This is a genomic window from Prevotella aurantiaca (genome assembly GCF_015262605.1).
Taxonomy (GTDB): domain Bacteria; phylum Bacteroidota; class Bacteroidia; order Bacteroidales; family Bacteroidaceae; genus Prevotella; species Prevotella aurantiaca.
The window spans coordinates 37,348-59,485 of sequence record NZ_JABZSJ010000004.1; the positions used below are offsets into that span (position 1 = coordinate 37,348).

At 41.8% G+C, this 22,138-nt stretch carries 19 protein-coding genes; 7 read left to right on the top strand and 12 right to left on the bottom strand.

Annotated elements, in window-relative coordinates; all coding sequences use genetic code 11:
- The first annotated feature begins 406 nt into the window (after positions 1 to 406).
- The 4 genes from ftsY (at position 407) to HXN26_RS01840 (ending at position 4,429) form a co-directional block, all read left to right on the top strand.
- Positions 407 to 1,363 carry a signal recognition particle-docking protein FtsY gene (gene ftsY / locus HXN26_RS01825; protein ID WP_273158348.1) on the top strand — a complete coding sequence of 319 codons (957 nt, stop codon included), beginning with the start codon at positions 407 to 409 and terminating at the stop codon, positions 1,361 to 1,363.
- A 63-nt stretch (positions 1,364 to 1,426) separates the two neighbouring features.
- Positions 1,427 to 2,731: a 30S ribosomal protein S12 methylthiotransferase RimO gene (gene rimO / locus HXN26_RS01830; RefSeq protein ID WP_273158349.1), complete on the top strand. Its 1,305-nt coding sequence runs from the start codon at positions 1,427 to 1,429 to the stop codon at positions 2,729 to 2,731.
- A gap of 58 nt (positions 2,732 to 2,789) precedes the next feature.
- On the top strand, positions 2,790 to 3,077 hold the full coding sequence (locus tag HXN26_RS01835; RefSeq protein WP_025000113.1) for an HU family DNA-binding protein: 288 nt from the start codon (positions 2,790 to 2,792) through the stop codon (positions 3,075 to 3,077).
- Positions 3,077 to 4,429 carry an HU family DNA-binding protein gene (locus HXN26_RS01840; protein ID WP_273158350.1) on the top strand — a complete coding sequence of 451 codons (1,353 nt, stop codon included), beginning with the start codon at positions 3,077 to 3,079 and terminating at the stop codon, positions 4,427 to 4,429. The genes HXN26_RS01835 and HXN26_RS01840 overlap by 1 nt, the downstream gene beginning before the upstream one ends.
- Positions 4,430 to 5,155: 726 nt before the next feature.
- On the opposite strand, the gene HXN26_RS01845 is transcribed toward HXN26_RS01840, so the two are convergent.
- The 5 genes from HXN26_RS01845 to HXN26_RS01865 all read right to left on the bottom strand — a co-directional run bounded on the left by HXN26_RS01845 (position 5,156) and on the right by HXN26_RS01865 (position 8,518).
- Positions 5,156 to 5,677, bottom strand: a complete 522-nt coding sequence (locus HXN26_RS01845; RefSeq protein WP_273158351.1) for a hypothetical protein — start codon at positions 5,675 to 5,677, stop codon at positions 5,156 to 5,158.
- Between the two features lie 146 nt (positions 5,678 to 5,823).
- The gene (gene ruvC, locus HXN26_RS01850) at positions 5,824 to 6,405 is read right to left on the bottom strand and encodes a crossover junction endodeoxyribonuclease RuvC (protein ID WP_273158352.1); all 582 of its coding nucleotides are present in this window, start codon (positions 6,403 to 6,405) and stop codon (positions 5,824 to 5,826) included.
- Between the two features lie 4 nt (positions 6,406 to 6,409).
- Entirely contained in the window at positions 6,410 to 7,054 is a 645-nt protein-coding gene (locus HXN26_RS01855) for an MBL fold metallo-hydrolase (RefSeq protein ID WP_273158353.1), read from the bottom strand.
- A 54-nt stretch (positions 7,055 to 7,108) separates the two neighbouring features.
- Positions 7,109 to 7,735, bottom strand: coding sequence for a 16S rRNA (guanine(527)-N(7))-methyltransferase RsmG (gene rsmG, locus HXN26_RS01860; RefSeq protein WP_273158354.1), 627 nt, complete (start codon positions 7,733 to 7,735; stop codon positions 7,109 to 7,111).
- 15 nt (positions 7,736 to 7,750) lie between these two features.
- Positions 7,751 to 8,518, bottom strand: coding sequence for an RsiV family protein (locus HXN26_RS01865; RefSeq protein WP_273158355.1), 768 nt, complete (start codon positions 8,516 to 8,518; stop codon positions 7,751 to 7,753).
- A 63-nt stretch (positions 8,519 to 8,581) separates the two neighbouring features.
- On the opposite strand from HXN26_RS01865, the gene HXN26_RS01870 reads away from it, so the two are divergent.
- Positions 8,582 to 9,205: an HAD family hydrolase gene (locus tag HXN26_RS01870; protein WP_273158366.1), complete on the top strand. Its 624-nt coding sequence runs from the start codon at positions 8,582 to 8,584 to the stop codon at positions 9,203 to 9,205.
- 18 nt (positions 9,206 to 9,223) lie between these two features.
- Positions 9,224 to 10,042 carry a 3-methyl-2-oxobutanoate hydroxymethyltransferase gene (gene panB, locus HXN26_RS01875; RefSeq protein WP_273158356.1) on the top strand — a complete coding sequence of 273 codons (819 nt, stop codon included), beginning with the start codon at positions 9,224 to 9,226 and terminating at the stop codon, positions 10,040 to 10,042.
- A 412-nt stretch (positions 10,043 to 10,454) separates the two neighbouring features.
- Here panB and HXN26_RS01880 read toward each other — a convergent pair whose 3' ends face one another.
- Positions 10,455 to 11,528: a 4Fe-4S binding protein gene (locus tag HXN26_RS01880; RefSeq protein WP_273158357.1), complete on the bottom strand. Its 1,074-nt coding sequence runs from the start codon at positions 11,526 to 11,528 to the stop codon at positions 10,455 to 10,457.
- A gap of 17 nt (positions 11,529 to 11,545) precedes the next feature.
- Positions 11,546 to 13,303, bottom strand: coding sequence for a 1-deoxy-D-xylulose-5-phosphate synthase (locus tag HXN26_RS01885; RefSeq protein ID WP_273158358.1), 1,758 nt, complete (start codon positions 13,301 to 13,303; stop codon positions 11,546 to 11,548).
- Between the two features lie 314 nt (positions 13,304 to 13,617).
- Here HXN26_RS01885 and lipA point away from each other — a divergent pair, with 314 nt between their 5' ends.
- The gene (gene lipA, locus HXN26_RS01890; protein ID WP_273158359.1) at positions 13,618 to 15,441 is read left to right on the top strand and encodes a bifunctional lipoate--protein ligase/lipoyl synthase; all 1,824 of its coding nucleotides are present in this window, start codon (positions 13,618 to 13,620) and stop codon (positions 15,439 to 15,441) included.
- Positions 15,442 to 15,917: 476 nt separating this feature from the next.
- Here the strand turns inward: lipA and HXN26_RS01895 are convergent, their stop codons facing one another.
- The 5 genes from HXN26_RS01895 to trxB all read right to left on the bottom strand — a co-directional run bounded on the left by HXN26_RS01895 (position 15,918) and on the right by trxB (position 22,103).
- Positions 15,918 to 16,298 carry a hypothetical protein gene (locus HXN26_RS01895; protein ID WP_025000852.1) on the bottom strand — a complete coding sequence of 127 codons (381 nt, stop codon included), beginning with the start codon at positions 16,296 to 16,298 and terminating at the stop codon, positions 15,918 to 15,920.
- Between the two features lie 22 nt (positions 16,299 to 16,320).
- Positions 16,321 to 16,797, bottom strand: coding sequence for a 6,7-dimethyl-8-ribityllumazine synthase (gene ribH / locus HXN26_RS01900; protein ID WP_025000853.1), 477 nt, complete (start codon positions 16,795 to 16,797; stop codon positions 16,321 to 16,323).
- A gap of 13 nt (positions 16,798 to 16,810) precedes the next feature.
- Entirely contained in the window at positions 16,811 to 17,485 is a 675-nt protein-coding gene (locus HXN26_RS01905; protein WP_025000854.1) for a tetratricopeptide repeat protein, read from the bottom strand.
- 197 nt (positions 17,486 to 17,682) lie between these two features.
- Entirely contained in the window at positions 17,683 to 20,676 is a 2,994-nt protein-coding gene (locus HXN26_RS01910) for a thiol protease/hemagglutinin PrtT (protein ID WP_273158360.1), read from the bottom strand.
- A gap of 485 nt (positions 20,677 to 21,161) precedes the next feature.
- Positions 21,162 to 22,103 (bottom strand): thioredoxin-disulfide reductase, encoded by a 942-nt coding sequence (gene trxB / locus HXN26_RS01915; RefSeq protein ID WP_025000855.1) that lies wholly within the window; start codon positions 22,101 to 22,103, stop codon positions 21,162 to 21,164.
- Between the last annotated feature and the right edge of the window lie 35 nt (positions 22,104 to 22,138).

Consider the following 22,138-nt stretch of genomic DNA (forward strand, 5'->3'; position numbering starts at 1 on the left):
TCTGCTATTGAAAATGCGGTCTGGTTTCTCTATTTATAGTATTTGAATATGTAAAATATATGTAAAGATATTTCGCAATCACCATTTTTGTGTAACTGTCTTACTTTCAATACGTTGTAACACCCATTGTTTTGCATTGTAAAAGTGCCTATTTTGCGCGGTAAAACAGGCACTTTTGCGTTGCAATATAGGCTCTTTTGCAAGGCGAAAGTATTTGTTTCGCTTTTCGTTGAAATATTCTTTACAAAATAAAAGCAATATAATGATGTTGTAACCGCTATTTTATGGTAAAACAATCGTCTTACTTTGAGCTTTTCTAAACGTTCTTCTTAAATAAAATTATTAGCACGCTTATTATTTGCTACTTTAGCTGTTTTTTGGTAACTTTGCCACAAATTAGCTAATTATGGGATTTTTTGGGCTTTTCAATAAGAAGAAAAAAGAGGTCCTCGATAAGGGTCTTGAGACTACAAAGCAAAGTGTATTCTCGAAAATAACACGTGCAGTAGCAGGTAAATCAAAGGTAGACGACGAAGTATTAGATAACTTAGAGGAGATACTTATAACGTCTGACGTTGGTGTTGATACCACTTTGAAGATTATACAGCGTATCGAAGAGCGCATAGCACGCGATAAATACGTTTCAACTTCCGAGTTAAACAACGTCTTAAGAGCCGAGATTGCAACGCTATTGACGGAGAATAACACTGAGAATGCGGAGGATTGGGACCTGCCAACCACCCATAAACCATACGTAATATTAGTAGTTGGTGTGAACGGAGTGGGCAAAACAACCACCATTGGTAAACTTGCCTACCAGTTTAAGAACGCTGGAAAGAAGGTATATCTTGGTGCGGCAGACACCTTCCGTGCCGCTGCTGTAGAGCAAATTCAGATTTGGGGCGACAGAGTAGGGGTGCCAGTGGTGAAGCAACAGATGGGTTCCGACCCAGCAAGTGTGGCTTTCGATACCCTACAAAGTGCGAAAGCAAATGGTGCCGACGTCGTTATTATCGACACAGCTGGCCGTTTGCACAATAAGGTTGGCTTGATGAACGAGTTGAAAAAGATTAAAGACGTAATGAAAAAGGTTCTGCCTGAAGCACCAGACGACGTTATGTTGGTACTCGACGGTAGCACGGGACAGAACGCATTCGAGCAGGCTAAGCAGTTCGCATCGGTTACACAGATCACCTCTCTCGCTATAACGAAACTCGACGGAACCGCTAAAGGCGGCGTAGTCATAGGCATTAGCGACCAATTAAAGGTGCCAGTGCGATACATTGGCTTGGGAGAAGGAATGGAAGACCTGCAATTATTTAATAAAGAACAGTTTGTTGATAGCTTGTTCAAGCAGGATTAAGCTTTTCTCTCGCACCGTATTCAGGTGGAAAAACAAGAACCCAAAGCGTGGGAAAACAATTGAATGAAGAAGAATCAGATAGATATTATAACAATGGGATGCTCGAAGAATCTTGTCGATTCAGAACTTCTCATGAAACAATTTGAAGCAAACGGCTACGATTGTGTACACGATTCGGAAACCCCAGAGGGCGAAATTGCCGTTATAAATACCTGTGGTTTCATTGAAACAGCAAAGGAAGAGAGTATCAATACAATACTCGAATTCGTGAATAGAAAGGAGAACGGACAGCTAAGACAACTATATGTGATGGGCTGTTTGTCCCAAAGATATAAGGAAGAGTTGGAGAAAGAGATTCCAGAAGTGGATAAATTCTACGGCAAATTCAACTTTAAACAACTCATTTCCGACCTCGGTAAGGCTGAAATACCATCGTGCGATGGACGCCGACACCTTACAACGCCTCCACATTATGCCTACATCAAAATTGCTGAAGGGTGCGATAGGCATTGTGCTTACTGCGCTATTCCACTGATAACGGGCAAGCATCGCTCGCGAAAGATGGACGATATCTTGCAAGAAGTGGCCGAATTGGCAGCTAACGGAGTGAAGGAGTTCCAGATAATAGAGCAGGAACTTACTTACTATGGCATTGATTTAGACGGTAAACACCACATTACTGAACTTATTTCGCGTATGGCTGACATATCCGGAGTGGAATGGATAAGGTTGCATTACGCCTATCCGAACCAGTTTCCATGGGACTTGCTCGATGTTATTCGCGAGAAACCACAGGTCTGCAAGTATCTTGATGTAGCGCTTCAGCACGTTTCCGATAATATGTTATCGCGCATGCGCCGCCACGTAACAAAGCAGGAAACAATGGATTTCATTCGTGCTTTGCGTGAAAAAGTGCCAGGATTGCACATTCGCACAACGCTTATGGTGGGCTTTCCAGGCGAAACGGAAGAGGATTTCAATGAGTTAATGGAGTTCGTAAGATGGGCACGGTTCGAACGTATGGGCGCTTTCGCTTACTCACACGAGGAAGGTACATACAGCGAACAGCACTATGAGGACGACGTTCCAGAGGATTTGAAACAGGAAAGGCTCGACAAACTGATGGCTTTGCAGCAGGAAATAGCTGCAGAAATAGAGGCTGAGAAAATAGGACAGACACTAAAAGTGATTATCGATCGCAAGGAAGGAGACTACTATATCGGTAGAAGCGAATTCTGTTCGCCTGATGTTGACCCTGAAGTATTGATAAAAGCAGATGTCAAACCCCTTGTTATCGGCAACTTTTATGATGTGAATATAACGTCAGCCGACGAGTTTGACCTCTACGGAGATGTGGTAAACGAATAACAATTTCGCATCGTTGAGATAGCACACTTTACGTTTTTTAAAAGCAAATAACCCAAAGATGAACAACAAGGAATTTATAAGCACATTGGCAAACAGAATGGGTCGTTCGCAAGACGAGACACAAAAGCTTGTGAATACCGCCTTACAAGCTATGGGCGATAACTTCGAATCGGGCGAGCCTGTATTGGTTTCGGGCTTCGGTTCGTTTGAAGTGAAGAAGCGACTTGAGCGTATTATGACCAATCCAGCGACTGGATTGCGTATGTTAGTGCCGCCAAAGTTGGTCCTTAACTTCCGTGCTACGGGGTCAGTAAAGGAGAAACTGAAGAAAGGAGGGGCTGAATAATGGCGAAAACAGCACTACAACTTATTGCCGATGCGGTGGCAAAGAAACACAAAATAACGGTGAAAGAGGCCGAAAAGTTTGTGTCTGCCATGTTCGATGTGGTAAACGAAGGGTTGAAAAACGACAAACTTGTTAAGGTGAAAGGGCTTGGTACGTTTAAGGTTCAAGCTGTGAAGCCTCGTGAAAGTGTGAATGTAAACACTGGAGAACGTGTGTTGATTGAAGGCCACGATAAGGTTTCGTTTACTCCTGATGCTTCTATGAAGGAACTTGTGAATAAGCCTTTCGCACAATTTGAAACGGTTGTGTTAAATGATGGCGTAGATTTTACCGACATAGATAATAAGTCTGACAACGTAGAAAAGGTAGAAAGCACCGATGAAATCGTAGATTCATTGAACGAAAATGCGACTTCTGAAGTGGAAAAGGCTGAATCTAAGGAAGAAATAAACCACAAAATAACAGAAGAAAAACCTGTTGAAGCGGTGCAAGAGCCAGTAATTGAGGCTCCAGCGGTTGCGGTTGAACCAAAAGAAGAGGTTGTAGAAGTACCGCAAGTTGAAAAGCAAGAGGTTGTTGAAGAAAAAGAAACGGTTGTGGAAGAGCAGGCTGAAGCTGTTCAAGAACTGCCTACGGCTATTGCTGAAATACCAGAAGCAATCGTTGAGATACCCGAAGTAGTTGCCGAACAGCCTAACTCTAACGACGAAGAACTTCCTAAAGCTAATATTGAACCAGTGGAGTCTGCTATGGAAGAAATAACAGACACCAAGACAGAACAACCTGTTCCAGAAGTGAAAGAGGTACCTAAAGCGACTATTGAAGTAACTGAATCAATATCTACTAAGCATCAGGAAGTTACAGAACCAACTGAACGACCAAAGAAAACGAATTGGTTACTATGGTCAGCGATAGGTTTTGCTATCATAACGATTATGTATTTCTTCGGCTATAAGTTTGGAAAAGATGCTGCACTTAGCGACAATAAGCTTGCAGTTCGTACCCAAACGGAGAATAGTACAGCTAAAAAGATAAAGAAAGCAGCGCAGAAACCTGTTGTCAAAGCGCAGAAGCCAGCTGTAAAAGAAGTTGATTCAGCAACTGAAGAAATCAATAGGTTCAAGCAGATGAGTTCAGATAAGCGCATTAGATATGGTGCTTACGACATCATTGGTATAGAAAAAGTAGTGGTATTGAAGAAGGGTCAGACCATGCAATCGTATAGTAGAAAGGCACTCGGACCCGATATGGTGGCATATTTCCAAGTGTTGAACAATGCCACAACGATGACAGCAGGCGACACAATGAAGGTTCCAAAGGTGGAACTACGCCCAGAATACCGCACAAGATAAAGTTGTTCTTTTTGTAAATACACTTTATTAACTAATAAATGCGTGGCCCTTTAAAAAGTCACGCATTCTTTGTTGATAGAGCATGCAAAACGTTTTGGAGATGTAAACAATGGTTCGAAAGAAATGATAAATATGGAGTAGTAACCTACTCCCTATACCGTTGATAGATAGTAGATATGTAAAGAATTTACATAAGCGGTATTATCGTATAACTCTTTAGTTATCAATGCTTTGAAATATAGCCTGTTTTGCGTTGTAAAAGTGCCTATATTGCACGGCAAAAGTGTCTGTTTTGGAATGCAAAACAGGCACTTTTACAAACTCAAAGTATAGTGTTGGTTATTTCGTTGAATAATTCTTGACAATTCAAAGGAGTTATATTCGGTGAGATTGGAGGGCATAATGCATTATATCAATGCAAACGTTTGACAATGTAAAAGTCGTATTTATATGCTTTTGTTATGAATAATATCATTGAAAAGCACTAAATTTGCGTTGATAATAGTATTAGTAATGAAAGTAAAGTTGATGATTAGAATATCAAATAAGATAAGTTTGTAGTTAGGAAAACAAGTTTTTCCATCTTAGAAACTTTATTTTAAGTTGGTATTAGAAATTTGATTAGTACGACTAAACATTTTTATTGGTTTAGAGTAAAGCCCCATTTGCTGATAGAAGCAAGTGGGGCTTTCATTTGTTCGTATATGAATAAGGTGAAGAAAAATCTTATTTCAGCTGTTTCTTTACCTCCTCAAGTGCTACAATCCAGTTGGTATCGAGCGAGAATTGAGTAGGGTAGTCTTCACGATTGTAGTATGCTAAGATTACTTCGTCGTCCTTATCGCCATATAATGGGTTGTTTATGCTGGCATCACGGAATATCTTCTTCACACGATCTTGCTCTTTTTCGTTCGCTGCCTTTGCGAAATTCTTAAGGTAAAGATTCACGTAGTCGTACATATAGTAGGCCATTGAGTCTAAGCGAGAGTTCAAATGAGCAATCTCTTTAGGCGTTAATTCCTTGTCAGACACAGACAATGCCTCCAAAGTTTTGGTCTTTAGATATGATATAGCGTCTACTTTGAACGATGCAATCTTACGGATTTCGGTGTCTTCAGACTTATCTGTAGCGACCTTATACGAGCTTCTATAAATCTGTTCGTACACACGTTGCGGTGTTTGCGCATAAGTAGTGGCAGTTAATGCCAAGGCAATGACTGCCAAAGCTGCTTTCTTTAATTTAATCATTATAATCTTGAGTTTTGTTGTTATCTTATACTTTATAATATTGAAAAACCTTCTTTCTTTTCACGAGGAATGTGTTTCGTGATGCAAAAGTACTACAATTTTGACATAAAAACGTGCAAAACGTTTAATTTTTATATAGTTTTATGTTATTTATTACTAATGCGTGACTTGTTCTTTATGGCGAAATCCTTCCACGAACCATAATGTTTGGCATCTGTTTCGGGGCGGTTCGACTGTAGGAAATGGCAGTATGCAGCGCCAAGAGCGTCGGTTGCGTCCATAAATTGAGGCATTTCGTTATCCTGTAAGTGCAATAAACGTTGCAGCATACCAGCAACTTGGTCCTTAGAAGCGCCTCCATTGCCCGTTATTGCCATCTTTATCTTGAGTGGGGCATACTCGAATATCGGCACATCTCGCTGTATTGCTGCTGCAATAGCTACACCTTGAGCGCGCCCTAACTTAAGCATTGATTGAATATTCTTGCCAAAAAATGGTGCTTCTATCGCCATTTCATCGGGTAAATACTCTTCTATGATACTAGTAACACGTTCGAATATCTTGCCCAAACGCAGATAAACGTCTTTCTCTTTGCGCATATCGATGACTCCCATCACCACCATTTCGGCTTTATTACCTTGTGTTCGGATAACGCCATAGCCCATAACGTTGGTTCCAGGGTCTATGCCAAGGATTATTTTAGTAGGTCGTTGCTGCGCTGTTACCATGTTCTTATCGGTCCATATAAGGGTTGTGTGCCAACTCGTAGCCTATTGTTGTTTGCTCACCATGCCCAGAATAAACCACAGTAGTGTCAGGAAGCTGCGATAATTCCCTTAAACTGCTAATCAGTTGAAACATACTTCCACCCTCAAAGTCCGTTCTTCCCACGCTACCACGGAAGAGAGTGTCGCCTGTAAACGCCATGTTTTCTTCCTTACAATAGAACGTTACGCTGCCAGGAGTGTGGCCAGGAGTGTTGATTATCGTAAGTTCGTGCTCGCCAAACTTAATGTTTTCGCCTGCTTCAAAGGTCTTTCCGACTGGTGGAAAGTCGTAATTAAGCTGCATTCCGAACATATTTTGGGCTTGTTCCTTAAGCGAACGCAAGGCAGGAGCGTCCTTTTCAGACACCTCTGGTAGTAATCCGAAAACGTCGTTGATGGTGTTTATACCGAAATTATGGTCGAGATGGGCATGCGTTGCCAGCAGATGAACAGGCTTCAAGTGATTCTCCTTGATGAAGTTTACTATCGTTTGACGCTCTTCTTCATAGAAAGCACCACAGTCAATGATAACACATTCCAAGCTGTTATCCCATAAAACATAGGTGTTTTCTTCTATCATGTTGAACACAAATCGCTTTACTTGTATCATATTTCTTTGTTTATTGAGTCCTCTTTTTTACTTTAATACATTACAGTTAATGCACTAAACACGAGGTACATATATTAAATTCTTTTCTTCAAACCACTCTTCTGTGAACCATTGCGATAGGTTTTCGACCAGCGCAACCTTTCTATAGGGTTGCAATTCCTCTTCAAGGTTGCCTCCTTTCAGTACGATTACACCATTTTCGAGTGCGTTATGGTTATCCTTAGCGATATTCTTGCGCACGATTTTCATTAGGTCTGGAAGCGGCATTACTGCTCTTGAAACGATAAAGTCGAACTTTCCCTTTTCTTCTTCCCCACGTTTGTGTTGTGGAAGTACGTTTTCCAGTCCGATAGCATTAGCCACTTCCGTTGCAACCTTAATCTTTTTGCCTGTTCCATCAATCATTTTGAAGTTTGCTTGAGGGTATATTATCGCCAAAGGGATACCCGGAAAGCCACCGCCAGTGCCGAAATCGAGCACGTTAGTATCGTCTCTGAAGTTTATAAACTTGGCAATAGCGAGCGAATGGAGTACGTGGTGTTCGTACAAATTGGTTATATCTTTGCGCGAAATAACGTTAATCTTTGCATTCCAGTCCTGATATAGGTCGTACAAAGCAGCGAATTGCTCCTTTTGTTTACTTGTTAGTTCGGGGAAATACTTAGTTATAATGTCTATCATTATATGCTTCTTAAATTAGTTTTCTATAGTTACACGTACTTCATTCTTACTGATTTCGCCTGGCGAATAGACGAAAGTTGTAGAGTCATCGTACAGAATGAAGTTCTGAGAAGCGTAAGGCTTTATGCCCACAAAGTAGCCTTTGCTTTGCGCTTGCGCCTCATCGTCGTCGTCCCAGTCGTTGTTTTTCGCCATCTGAGCGATGATTTTCTTCGTCAAAGTCTCGTTATAGTCGTCTCCAAAGACCTCTTTCAGCGTGATTTGCCTACCCGTTTTAGGGTCAATATTAAAGCAAAGAGAATACTTTGTTGTGGTTTTACCCGTCTTTATCGCTATATCCGAGATATAAACCACATAGTTTTCCATTCCAGGAACTATCCGTGTATTGATATTTAGAGCCCAATCAAGTTGGCTTTTCTCATGTTCTCGGTCCTTCAACCAGCGTGCCAGCTCGGTGTATTCCGCACCATAGTGGCGTGCCAATTCCGATATGGCGCGCTGCGGTGTTAGCTTTTCTGCACTCAAAGCAAAGTAATTGGGTTGCAACGTACCCATTCTTAGCAATGAATCGTTTGCAGATGCATACTCATTACCCTTTAAAAAGGCATAACTTATATGTATTTTGCATGCAGCGTCTTTATTGAAACGTATGGTTGTATCCATTGTTATCTTGTCAACGGGCACCGCTAACTTAGCTTGTTTGGCCTTCTTTCCGTTGCAACCTGTTACGATAAGGCAAGCTAAAGCAACCACTGAAAGGCATATAAAACTCTTCTTTACCATATAAATGGCAAAGTTACAAAAAACTTTCGTAACTTTGCATAACGTTAATAAAATATGAATAAAATGATAAAAGCGTGTCTTTTCGATTTAGACGGAGTGGTTTTCGATACAGAACCGCTTTACACTGAGTTCTGGGGGAATATCTTTAAGGAGTTCTATCCTACGGAACAAGGTTTGGAATTAAAGATAAAGGGGCAGACGCTCAGCCAGATTTATGGACATTATTTTGCTGAACAACCCGACCGACAGGCTGAAATCACACGCCGATTAGATGCTTATGAAAGTAAGATGCAATACCATTTTGTTGATGGTTTCACCGAGTTCGTGCAACAGTTGAAGCAAAATGGCGTAAAAACAGCTATAGTAACGAGTTCCAATAAAGCCAAGATGGAAAATGTTTACCATCAGCATGCTACCTTTAAACAGCTTTTCGACGCTGTATTTACGGCTGAAGACTTCCGTGAAAGTAAGCCTTCGCCAGACGGATACCTTACTGCTGCGCGTGCGTTAGGAGTTGAACCAACTGATTGTATCGTATTCGAGGATAGCTTTAATGGATTGCGTTCAGGGCTTGCTGCTAAGGCAAGAGTAGTTGGTTTAGCCACTACAAACTCGGTAGATAGTATTAAAGAGTTTACAAAAGAAGTAATACCAAACTTTGTTGGTTACAAGCTAACAGAACTATAACAAAACATAGAAGCCATAATGGGTTATTTATCAACAGACAGAAAGAAGATTACGGCAAAGACACTTCGTGAGATGAAGGTTGCTAAAGAGAAGATTGCGCAGATTACTGCCTATGATTTTACAACAGCAAAGATATTCGACGAAGCAGGAATAGACAGCATTTTGGTTGGCGATTCGGCATCAAACGTAATGTGTGGAAACGATACTACTTTGCCAATCAGCTTAGATGAAATGATATACCATGCCAAATCAGTGGCTAAAGCATGCTCTCGCGCCTTTGTAGTGTGCGATATGCCCTTTGGTAGTTACCAGGTTTCTCGCGAAGAAGGTGTGCGTAATGCTATCCGAATTATGAAGGAAAGCGGTGTTGATGCAGTGAAATTGGAAGGTGGTAGTGAGATTATTGACACTGTAAAAGGTATTCTTGCAGCTGGTATCCCAGTGGTTGGACACCTTGGATTGACTCCTCAGAGCGTCCATAAGTTCGGTGGTTACGGGGTTAGAGCAAAGGAAGAGGCGGAAGCAGATAAGTTATTGAAAGACGCTAAGTTACTAAATGATGCAGGAGTGTGCGCTTTAGTATTAGAGAAAGTGCCTCGTTCGCTTGCAGCGGAAGTATCGAAGCAAATTGAAGCGCCCACGATTGGCATCGGAGCAGGCTGCGATACCGACGGACAAGTGCTTGTTTATGCTGACGCTTTGGGCATGACGCATGAATTTAAGCCTAAGTTTTTGCGTCATTTTGCCAATGTTAGTAAGTGCATGACAGCAGGAATAACAGACTATATGAAGTGCGTTAAGGAGCAAACATTCCCTAATGCAGATGAGTCTTATTAAGAGTTTGGCGATTTTCTTCAGCATTTCTTAAACAACAAAAGATAACAGATAAATATTAGTAATGGCCCTTGTGAAATCATAGAAAACCATTCTTATTTTGTAAAGAAACTTCAAATATATTTCCGTACAATCGGTTTTACATTGCAAAAGAGCCTATATTACAACGCAAAAGTGCCTGTTTTGTTCAGCAAAACAGGCACTTTTACAATGCAAAACAATGGGTATTATAATACATTGATAACGAGGTGATTGCGCGAAACAACCTCACCTGCAAATTCTTTACACTTTTTTTACAGCTTTTCTTCAACTATATGGCTATGAAAAAGGGTAGCAAGTAAAAAATAAAAGGTAGGGCGTTCTTTGATTTTGCCCTACCTTTCTTATTTTAATTCTATTTGTTTTATACTATTTTCTAACGGCGTTCGATAACTCTGAATAGTGTTCCCGTTGGACAAACGAACCGACAATAGGGGCGCGCAACGAAGAATGAGAGCACTAAAAATACACAACCGAGCACCAAAACAACCACAGAGGCAGACTGAAAGATGAAGGCTGTAAACACTTCATAGTCCATCCACTCCAGTCCAACGCCTGCTAACGTGAGTACTAACAAGGCTGCAAAGAGGAACTTACGGAAGGCATTCAGTCGCTTTACCATATTGATGCTCAGACGCCACTTCTTGTTTTTCGTTTTTGCAGCTATATCTTGGATTGCTCCACACGGACATACGTTCGTGCAATAGTAGTTCTTTTTGCCGAAAAGTGGGTATATAAAAGCCGTTATCAGCATGATAATCGGAATGAGCGAAGCCCAAAAATGAATTCCGCTTGACATGTAATTGACAAACAACGACCATGATAAAAAGGTGCCACAGCCAAACCCCAATACTATCACATTGAGCAATAGCTGCACCGTTCGATAGTGCTTGTTGCGATAAAACAGCGGAACGATGGCAGCAAGGAGTACAACCAGGAGTCCTGCAATGGTCTTTTCGTCGAGATTCATCTGCTCTAATATTGATGGTTCCACCGCTTTTTTGGCAGCATAAGCCAATCCTTGCTGCATATTACCGATGATTCCGTGCGATGAATAGGTTGCTCCGCTGATGGCATCTACCTTTAAAGCCTGTGCCTCTTCGATGGTTTTACCATTCCATTTGCTTAACAATGGCTGCACTTGTTCGAAGAATTCGGGTGTTTCGGCGTTCTTTAGCGCCTTCACCTGCACGATGATGCCCTTTTTAATGTATATTTCTAATGGCACAGCACCACTATATCCCACGATGTTTTTGCCCAATTCGGTGGTGTTTATCACCCTTGTGCCATCGTCAAGTATGTGCATTGTGTCAATCTTTGTGGTCTTTATGCTGTCGGCAACTACCGCTTTTACACTGTGTCCCCATACCTTTCCATCGCGCTGAGTGGCCGCAATAGCCAGGACAAGGAAGCATAGTGCAAGCATTAAAACCTGCTGTAGTTTCTTCATTTTACTTGTTTGTATGTTTAGATTATATGTTCTTTGATGTCTGCAAATATCTGTTTATCAGTTAGATGGTTCTCTATCAGCAGTTCGTTTACATCGTATCGATCGTAAAGTTGCTTCTTAACACCGAAGCAAAGTGTGCGCATAGTAGACGGTCCGTAGTATCTTGCAATGCGTTCGCCAAAGCCTCCGTCGAGCGAACCGTCCTCAATGGTTGCCACAAGTTGGTGGTTCGCCTTAAGAGAATGCAGCAATGGTTCGTCGATTCCCGATAAATAGCGTGGGTTTATCAGTGTTGCGTCTATGCCGTCGGCCCTCAATGCCTTTGCTACATTCTCGCCTTTCGCATAGAAATCGCCTGCTGCAATGATGGCAACCGTATTGCCTTGGTGCATCACCTTATACTTATTGAGTTCCGAATAGTCGGTATCTACAGGTTCAGTGGCATGATATGCGCCATATTCAGGCACACGAATGGCCACCGAATATTGGTTTTGATAGATAGCCCAGCGCTCCATTGCAATCATTTCCTCGTAGTTTGTAGGTGCAAGATATACCAAATTAGGAATGTGCGACAGCATTGGTATGTCGAAAAAACATATATGTGTGAAGTCGTTCATGCCATAAACGGAAGCGCCCGTAACGTTAATGACGGCTGGATTGCCGTTTACTGCAAGGTCTTGACATAGCTGATCGTATGTGCGTTGCATGAAAGTGGCGTGCGTTGTAAACACTGCATGAGCGCCACGCTTGGCCATTGCCGACGCCATAGCTACTGCAGCTTCTTCTGCAATGCCCACATCGAAGTGCTGTGCGCCTACCTTTTTGCGGGTTTCAGCATCGAAACCAAGAATTGCAGGAACGCCTGCTGAAAGACAAACTAACTTCGGATTCTGCTTCATCTCATCACGTAGCCATTGTCCGAGCATTGCTGGCATGTACTCACGCTGCTTGTGTGGCTTGCGCAAAGAGCCATCTTCATTGAACGGGAAGTGCCAATGCCATTGTTCTTTGTTATCTATGGCAGGCTGAAAACCATGTCCTTTCTCGGTGTGAATATGCACAACGATAGGGTGGTCGATATCTTTCACACGCTGAAATACCTCCACCAACTTTGCCACATCATTGCCTTCTTCAAGATAAATGTAGTCTAAGCCGAGCGTACGGAAGTAGTTTTGCGCACACGTACCATTGCTTTCACGCAGTTCGCGCAAGTGTTTATAGAGTCCGCCGTGGTTTTCTGCAATACTCATATCGTTGTCGTTCACTACCACAATGGCATTTGTTCCGAGTTCGCCAACGATGTTCAGTCCTTCAAAAGCCTCTCCACCAGAGAGCGAACCATCGCCAATGACAGTTATAACATTCTCTTTTCCGCCCTGAATATCGCGACCTTTCATCAGTCCAGCAGCCAAAGCAACCGATGTAGAGGTATGTCCTATCTCGAAATTATCGTATTCTGGACTCTCCAAAGGCGATGAATAGCCCGAAATACGATCCATTTCGTTGTCGTCGAAGAAGCCCGCTTTGCGTCCTGTAAGTATCTTATGGGGATAACTCTGATGCGAAATGTCGTACACAATCTTATCGTTTGGTGCATCGAAAACATAGTGTAGAGCAACCGTTGCTTCCGTAAAACCAAGGTTAGGACCTACGTGTCCGCCATGTTTCATGACACGATTCAACACTCCTTGACGCACTTCTGTTGCCAAAATATGCAGTTCTTCCATTGTCAAGCCCTTCATATCGGCAGGCGAGTCTATCTTTTCTATTATCATATTATCCCGTTTTAAATTACAATTTTACTTTGTTTTTAGCGGCAACTATCATCTGTTTTCGCTTGCAAACGATGGAGCAAAGATAAGAAAAATATTTCTTTTGCTGAAGTTTTTGGTGTTTTTTAATGTAATGAAAACTGCTTGTTTGGAATAAAAAAGAGGGCATTCTCGCCCAAACCAATATTTTTTTGTAAATTTGCAAACCCTCGATTGCGGTGGCGAAACATCGACTTTTGCTGCCAAGCGAAAGGATACATATATATAATAAGGTGGAAATTATCCACCACCAAATATAAAAAATACAGGTCTAAACAATGAAATATATCATCATTCCTGAGCGAAAAACAACCCCTCAGTTGCCTTTCTACTTTGCCGTAGAGGAATATGTGGCACGTACTTACACCGATGATGATTACTTTATGGCGTGGCGTGTGGAGCCAACAGTGATGATTGGACGCAACCAGCTTACGGAAAATGAGGTGAACGTTGACTACTGTAAGCGCAACGGCATACATATTTACCGTCGCAAAAGCGGGGGAGGTTGCATCTATGCAGATAAGGGTTGTATGCAGTTTTCGTACATATCGTATGCTGAAAACGTAAATCGTGCCTTTGTAGAGTATATGCAAGGCATTGCCGATATGATTAAAAGTCTTGGCATAAACACCGAACTTTCTGGCAGAAACGATATTCTTGTAGAAGGAAAAAAGGTTGCAGGAAGTGCCTTTTATGGTCTTAAAGGACGCAGCGTGTTGCACAACTCGCTTTTATTTAGTACTGAATTGGAACATCTTGAGCATGCTTTGACACCAGGAAAGGAAAAGTTGCAGAGCAAAGGAGTGGCTTCTGTGCGCCAGCGTGTTACCAATGTGGGCAACTATACCGACCTCAGTATTGAGGCTTTTATGGACTATGTGCGCAAGTATATGTGCGGTGATGAAGTGTTGGAACTGACTTCCGACGACATGAAACATATTGAAGAAATAGAGAAAGAACTTGCTTCTGACGACTTTACATACGGCAAAAACCCTAAATATACGGAGGTTCGGAAGAAACGTTTTGCTGATGTTGGAACCATTCAGGCTCACATCGAATTGAAGAACGAGAAGATTTTGAACATCAATTTGATGGGTGATTACTTCCTTTTGGGAGATATTGACCGTGAATTGCTCGACCTATTGCGTGGTGTTGATTTTACGCGCGAAGCAGTATCTGCAGCAATTGAAGGTATAGAAATAGGCAATGTAATTCGTAATTTAACTACGGAACAATTCTTGCGCTTGCTATTTGGACGTCCGCCACATGTGATGAAGCCTGATTGGTTAAAGATAAATCTGACCTCGAAGAAGTCTTCTGGCGAAACAGCGGGCATTCTTGCGCGACACCATATGAACACGATCTGTACCAGCGGACTATGTCCTAATCGCACCGAATGTTGGGCTGCACGCACTGCAACGCTAATGATTGGTGGTGAAATATGTACTCGTAAATGTAGATTTTGCAATACATTGAGTGGTCGTCCTAATGCTTTGAACCCGAATGAACCGCAGCATGTGGCTGAATCTATTAAGGCTTTGAACCTTCGTTATGCCGTTATTACATCGGTAGATCGCGATGACTTGCCCGATTATGGTGCCGACCACTGGGTGAAAACGGTGGAAGCTATTCAGAAACTGAACCCTGACACTAAGATAGAACTACTGATTCCTGACTTTATGGGCAAGAAAGAGCTGATTCAAAAGGTGTTGGCAACAAAGCCTCATGTGTGTGGACACAACATGGAAACGGTGCGCCGACTGACTCCTTCTGTGCGCAGTGTAGCACAATACGACCGCAGTTTGGAGGTATTAGCAGAGATTGCACGTAATGGTGTACAGGCAAAGACAGGCTTTATGTTGGGCTTAGGCGAAACGCACGAAGAGATTTTGCAAACTATGGACGATATTCTTGCAACGGGTTGTAAGCGTTTGACGTTGGGACAATATCTCCAACCTACTGCAAAACACTTGCCAGTAGCTGCATACATCAGTCCGAAGCAGTTTGAAGAATATAAGAAAATAGGATTGGCAAAAGGCTTTAAGCACGTAGTTAGTGGACCATTAGTGCGCAGTTCGTACCACGCAGCTGAAACAGTATAAGCCGAACGAATGCTTTTTCGATGTGTTGGGGGGTAGGGATACCATGTTCTTAACAGTGGAGAAAGAATAGGATTATCTAGAATTTTTAGTTTTCCTAGAACTTTCTCAATATTCTAGTAAAGAACTCGAGAATACCCTTTATTCTGTAAAGATAATTCGTTGGATAAACAGCAATATCGGTTTTACATTCCAAAAGTGCCTATATTGCAATTCAAAAGCGCCTGTTTTATCATGTAAAACAGGCGCTTTTGCGATGTAAAACAACCCCTATTGCAACCCATTGATAACAAGGTAGTTGCAAAGAAATTACTCTTCTGTAAAATCTTTACACTTTTCTTGTAGTGTTTTAAGTTCTATATAGTAAGGTATAACCCTTATTTCTATAGTAGAAAACGAAATATACAGCAACGAAAAAAGGCATTCCAAACTACATTGGAATGCCTTTTTGCTTATTTATAATCTGCTATTTCGTACTCTTATCTACTGATAAAATTGTAGTCAGAATCGAACTGTTTGGGGTGCCGACCGATGAGAACAGTGTTTAAAAGGCAGTTAGCCACAACCTCTTCCTTCGACAAATCCACCTTCGGATCGATGCGAACATCTTTTCCTAACAACACTTCCCAAGGACCATTGAAGTTGCTATCGTCTGCACCAAAGAACATTTCGTTCGTATCTGGGTCCTCCATGAGTTGGTAATGAATATACTTTTTCGATGCAATAGGGTTGATGTCTAACAGCAATTCGTAAGCGTGCTGGAAGGCTTTGCGCTGATTGCGTGCCTTCGGATACATCAATCCGATGTATGGAAAGATTTCTTCAAACTCGTATGCCTGGAAGTATTCTTTTAATTTCATTGTGTCGTTACTGACTTGTTCTTTAGAATTTAGCCATCTTAATGGCTACTATTGCACATTCATCGCCTTTGTTTCCGTACTTGCCACCACTTCTATCCTTTGCTTGTTGAAGGTCGTTAGTAGTGAGAAGTCCGTATATTACAGGGATTTCACAACTTGCATTAAGGCGCGAAATACCATAGGTTACACCCTGACAGATATAGTCGAAGTGAGGCGTTTCGCCACGAATGACACTTCCGAGTATGATAATGGCATCGTAACCACCATTGAGTGTCATCTGATGAGCGCCATATACGAGTTCGAAACTGCCTGGAACGGTCTTCACATGAATGTTTTCGGGTATGGCTCCGTGCTTCTCTAACGTTCTAACAGCGCCATCAAGAAGTGCGCCAGTAACCTCTGGGTTCCACTCTGATACTACTATTCCGAAGCACATGTTACTGGCATCGGGAACAGAAGTAAGGTCGTAATCCGATAAATTGTGTAATGCTGTGGACATTTCCTATATCAGATTAGTTGCTTGCGCGCTCGATATACTTATCAATATCTTGGCTCATAGGAGAGTTAACATACTTTGTTTTAATCTCTTCGTAAAGCTTTAATGCGTCAGCCTTCTTGCCTTCGCTTTCAAGAATAATGCCTGCTTTTCTCAAAGCCAATGGTGCTATGCTCATATTAATACCTTCGAAGCCCTTAGCATTGGCCATATCAGCTGCCTTTTTAAAGCTTTCTACAGCCTTATCGTTTTGGTTATTGTTTGCATAAATGTCTCCAAGAGCCATCTGAGAGGCTGGACTGATGATCTGATCGTTCGATGTTGAGTACTTTTGAACGTTCTCTAAAGCCTTAGACCAGTTTGGTTTTTCTTGGTGTGCATAGCAAAGACCAATGTAAAGATTAGCGAGATTGCCAGCGTTAGTGCTGCTATAATCGCTTTGTACCTTTTGGAATACCTTGAGAGCTTGGTCGAACTGCTGCGCTTGGAAAAGCTTTTGAGCTTGTGCCAGCTGTGTGCTTGCTTCTGTTTCTTTAGGTTCAGAAACGAAAGTCTTGTAGAGGAAGAACCCAGCAACTACTACAAGGATTGCTACAATAGCAATGATAGCTGTCTTTCCGTGCTTCATGAAGAAGGCTTCCGATTTGTTGAGGGTTTCTTCATAAGTGCCCTCTGCTTTTTTGTTTACCATTTTTGTTTATCTTTTTTTATTATTTTCGCTTTGTTTTTGCTACGCTCTTGTTAGATGCAAGTTTGTATAACGTGGCAAAATTACTGATTTTCTCGCACATATTGAAATATATTACGCTTTTTTTTAACATAGATATTAAAAAGGCCGCACTTATCTATAAGAGCGGCCTTACGTTTAAACCATAATGCTATAATCTATTACCTAATTCCTATTTTCTTTGTAATTGTGCCTTCAGTTGTTATAATACGTACAACATATACACCATTATGGATAGGTAGGAAGATGCTGTTGGCAATGTTAGTTGTACTAAATGCCTTTGTACCAGCTATATTATAAACTTCTACGCAACGTACGTTCTTGGTGTTGTTGAAGTTGATAACGTTACCATTTATGGTGAAATTAGCTTCGTTTCCGGTTGTTTGAATCTCATCAATGCCTGTTACTACACCTAAGTAAACTACTTGAGTGTTGTGTCCTGCAAGTGGAATTTCTTGTCCATACTTCTTGCCTTTAGGACGGTATTCGGCATAAAGGAGATACTTACCAGGCTGTAATGCAGCCTCAGGAGCCAACGAGAAGGTGTATTCTTCGCTCTTTCCTTCTTCCAAAGTAACTGATTTCATGAATGCCATCATACCTCCAGCACGTGTAGCAGGGCGTAAACGTACGTAAACAGGTACTCCCTTAACTGCTTTGCGTGCAGTAATCTTGAGCTTAAAGCCGCTTGTACGCTTTCCAACTTCAAGTTGTGATGTTGGAATAGTGAACTCTGTGCACGACAATTCAATAGCGTCGTTGTCGAGAACTTCAAGCGTATATTCCTTCTTTTGACCACCCATAGGAGTTTCAACACCATTTACTACATAGTAAGGAACGAGCGAATACTTACCAGCAGCTAAGTCTAAACGTGAAGAGTAGACTGCTTTTGCTAATTCCATCTTCTTATAATCAGCTTCCTTCGTCTGAATAATGTCGTATACTTTACTATTATCGGTTACATCAACTGCCTTCATCAGCATTGACGAATTACCTGCAGCGCCATAGTTTCGTGCCTCTTGGAGAATGGCAATAATATCGCCTTGCTTAACAGCAGCATTGTTTTCTTTGTTGGTATTGCTAATCCAGAGCATCTCACTTTCTTGGTAGAAGACAGGAGTAGTTATCTCTTCTAATACCTCAAGGATATTATCTTCGGTGAATGCAGGCTTGAAAGGATAGCTTTCCCACTTTGCAATGTTGTCTCTATAGCGTTGTTTATCTTCTTCTGTTGCATCTTCTTTAGGTTCAGTTACATTTACATTCTTCTCAAATGCAGTTACTTTGTACTTACCAGCAGGTAGGTCGTTAGGAAGTTCACAAAGCAATTGAATCGTCTTTTCGCTATTATCGTACACCTGATGGAAGGTGGCTTTGTCGTTCTCATGAACATAATAGACCTTTGATTCGTCGTTTACAGAAGTGAACTTGAGCCAGATATGGTTGAGATAAAAGTCGTCGCTGTTATTCTTTAGTACTAATGTGAACTTACCAGACCCTTTTGCATGAAGTTCGTTTTCAGCAGTAATAGGCTTCATAAGTGTAACGTTTGGTACAGGTTCGTGCTGTTTAACGCTTACGATCTTATTATCTTCTACGGTTGCTTCGCCATAGTTTGGCAAGTTGTTAGGGCATAAAACAAGTTGCCAATCATCGCTTCCATTGGCCTTTACAGCAAATTGTATTCTATAATCGCTGCCGTTTGGCACGTTGCCATCAATCTCTTTTTTAACCCAATGGCTGATGTAGAAGCCTGTAGTATAGAGGTTTCCGTCAACATTTACAGGGGCAAATGTCTTGTCTTCTTCCTTCAAAACGGCTTTCACCTCATTGTTCTTGTCAATCAAAACAAGGCCTACCTTACCTATAAACTTATCGCAATCGTGGTTATCGATGCGTTGCATGCCCAGAATTTGGCCGCCAGCTTCGACTACTGCAATGCGACTTGAACCGAAAATAGCCCATGATTTCTTTCCAGGAGTACCGCCATTGAGAGGTTTAATGCCCGTGATGATTTCTTGTTGAAGGTTATAACCTCCACCATTAGCGCCAATTCCAAGAGAGTAAGGCTCAAGAGCATTTACTCGGAAATATCCGTTGCTCTTGCCATACCAACCCCAGTTGAAATGGAAATAGTCCTCGCTGTCGTATCCATCGCACACAAATGCGTGTCCACCCTTGCCATCTTCGTTAGTTGCAGAGTAGAAAACAGGACGTCCCGCATCAAGTTCGGCCTTAATCATGCCTATCCATTGAGGAGTAGAATAGTACTCGCGTCTCTTATAAGAGATACCTGTATCGTAGCCAAAGTAGTTAACCATAGCTCCAGTTACGGCTTGTGAGTAGGCACCAGCCTCACCGCTGGGCATGAAAGACATATGTACGCTGAATGCAGACAAGCTACTTAGCGTAGCAACCATATCGTTTTCAGTTTCGTCGGCATTGTCTTTCTCCAATCGCTCAGGCATTTTTGTCCAATCAAAGTTGCCTGTTGTGAAGTCGATATCGTGTCTTTTACCAAGGTTATCTGTGTAGCTCATGTTACCAGTACCCTGTGCTGGCCACTTGTGATAGCGCATAATCTGTGCCATAGCAGTAGCAACACACCCTACATAATAATGTTCTTTCGGATTGTTTTCGGTGGGTTTCTTAGCAGGCATCTTATTGAAGAAAGGCGCGTCTTGTCCCCATTGTATGTTGTTCAGCAATGGTTTAACCTTTACTTCGCCACGTGGGGCAACGCGTTCGTCCTCTTTTACGAAGTCAGTAGAGCCTGTTCGTTGTTGTCTTTCAACAGCATTTGCGAACATCTTCATCATGTTAACGACGTTAGAAGGAGCACCTTCTAAGTCGAAGGTGCCCTTGTCGCTATAACCAATAATTGTGCCTATGGCGTCGTCTCCAGATACAATGACGAAGCCACCGTTGTTTTCCACGTTATAGACATAGAAAGGTGAGTAGTTAGCCGTGGTCGAAAATGTTGCATGCATTAACTTTCTGGGCATCGCCATAAGGTGTGCCTTAACATTTCGATGATGGTGTTTTGCCAGGAAGTCCTGCGCTATGCGCTGTGCTTCAGTCCTTGAAACTTTTTCGGCAAAGGCTGGTATTGCGAGCAACGCAAATAGCAGCAAGAAGTTGAATGTACGTTTCATGCTTTTAAATTTAGTTGTAACAATATAATTTTATGATGTTTATTGTTTTCCAGGATGTCTACAAAGTTAGTCGTTTAGGATAAGCGTTAGTTCGCTCATTCGATTGCAAATATAGTTTTTTATTCGTAAAGTAGTATAAATAATAAAAAAAAATGCAATGCGTTAAGTATTTTTTAACATTCTCACATAAAAACTGAATATATATAATACGGGTATTTTGCATATATGCAACTAGCTGTATAATTATACCATAGTGTAACTTTCAGAGTGTCAAAGGCTTACAAGTGTGTTCTAAAAGAGCCTGTTTTGCGTTGCAATATAGGCTCTTTTGCGACGCAAAACAGGCACTTTTACAGAGCGAAAGAGGCTCTTTTGCATTGCAATAGTGTATATACAAAAAGAGGCTAATATTATGCAAGTTCTTCAATGCATAATGTTAGCCTCTTTAATTTAGTTGTTATTGGACTATCTGTCCTTAGCAAAGATTACTTCTCGCCCTTATCTTGCAAGAAGCGTTCTGCCTCGATTGCTGCTTTGGCACCACTGCCTGCTGCCACAACTCCTTGACGATAGATAGGGTCGGCAACGTCGCCAGCAGCATAAACACCTTCGATATTAGTAGCCGTAGATGTACCTTTGGTTACGATAAAGCCTTGTGGGTCGAGTTCGAGTTGACCCTTAAAGAGTTCTGTGTTAGGGGTATGGCCGATTGCAAGGAAGAATCCATCAATTTGAATGTCGTACTTCTCCTCGTTCTCTTCGCCCTTGAAGCGTACCAAATGTGCACCTTCTACACCATCTTCACCATAAAGTCCGAGCGTATTGGTGTTGTAAAGGATTTCTATATTTTCTTTTTCCTCTACACGTTTGCGCATGATTTCAGCTGCACGAAGGTATGGCTTGCGTACAATCATGTATACTTTCTTAGCCAAACTTGACAGATACATTGCTTCTTCGCAGGCTGTATCGCCACCACCTACTACGGCTACGGTACGCTTGCGGTAGAAGAAACCGTCGCAGGTAGCACATGCACTAACACCTTGTCCGCGATATTTTTCTTCGTCAGATAAACCAAGATATTTTGCACTTGCACCTGTTGCGATGATAAGTGTATTTGCTTCGATAACGTTGCCACGCTCATCTTCCAAAATGAAAGGACGCTTGCTGAGGTCTGCCTTTACGATAGAACCATCGCGAACGTCAGCTCCAACGTTAGTAGCTTGGGCTTTCATTTCTTGCATTAGCTCGTTGGCGTCAATACCATCTTTAAAGCCTGGGAAGTTCTCTATAATTGTTGTGGTGGTTAATTGTCCACCTGGTTGCAAACCAGCGTATAGCACTGGTTGTAGATTAGAACGGCTTGCGTAGATAGCTGCAGTGTATCCTGCTGGGCCGCTACCTATGATTAATGTCTTTACTTTTTCCATAGTGTTTGTTATTATAAATATTTTTCTTTCTTTAT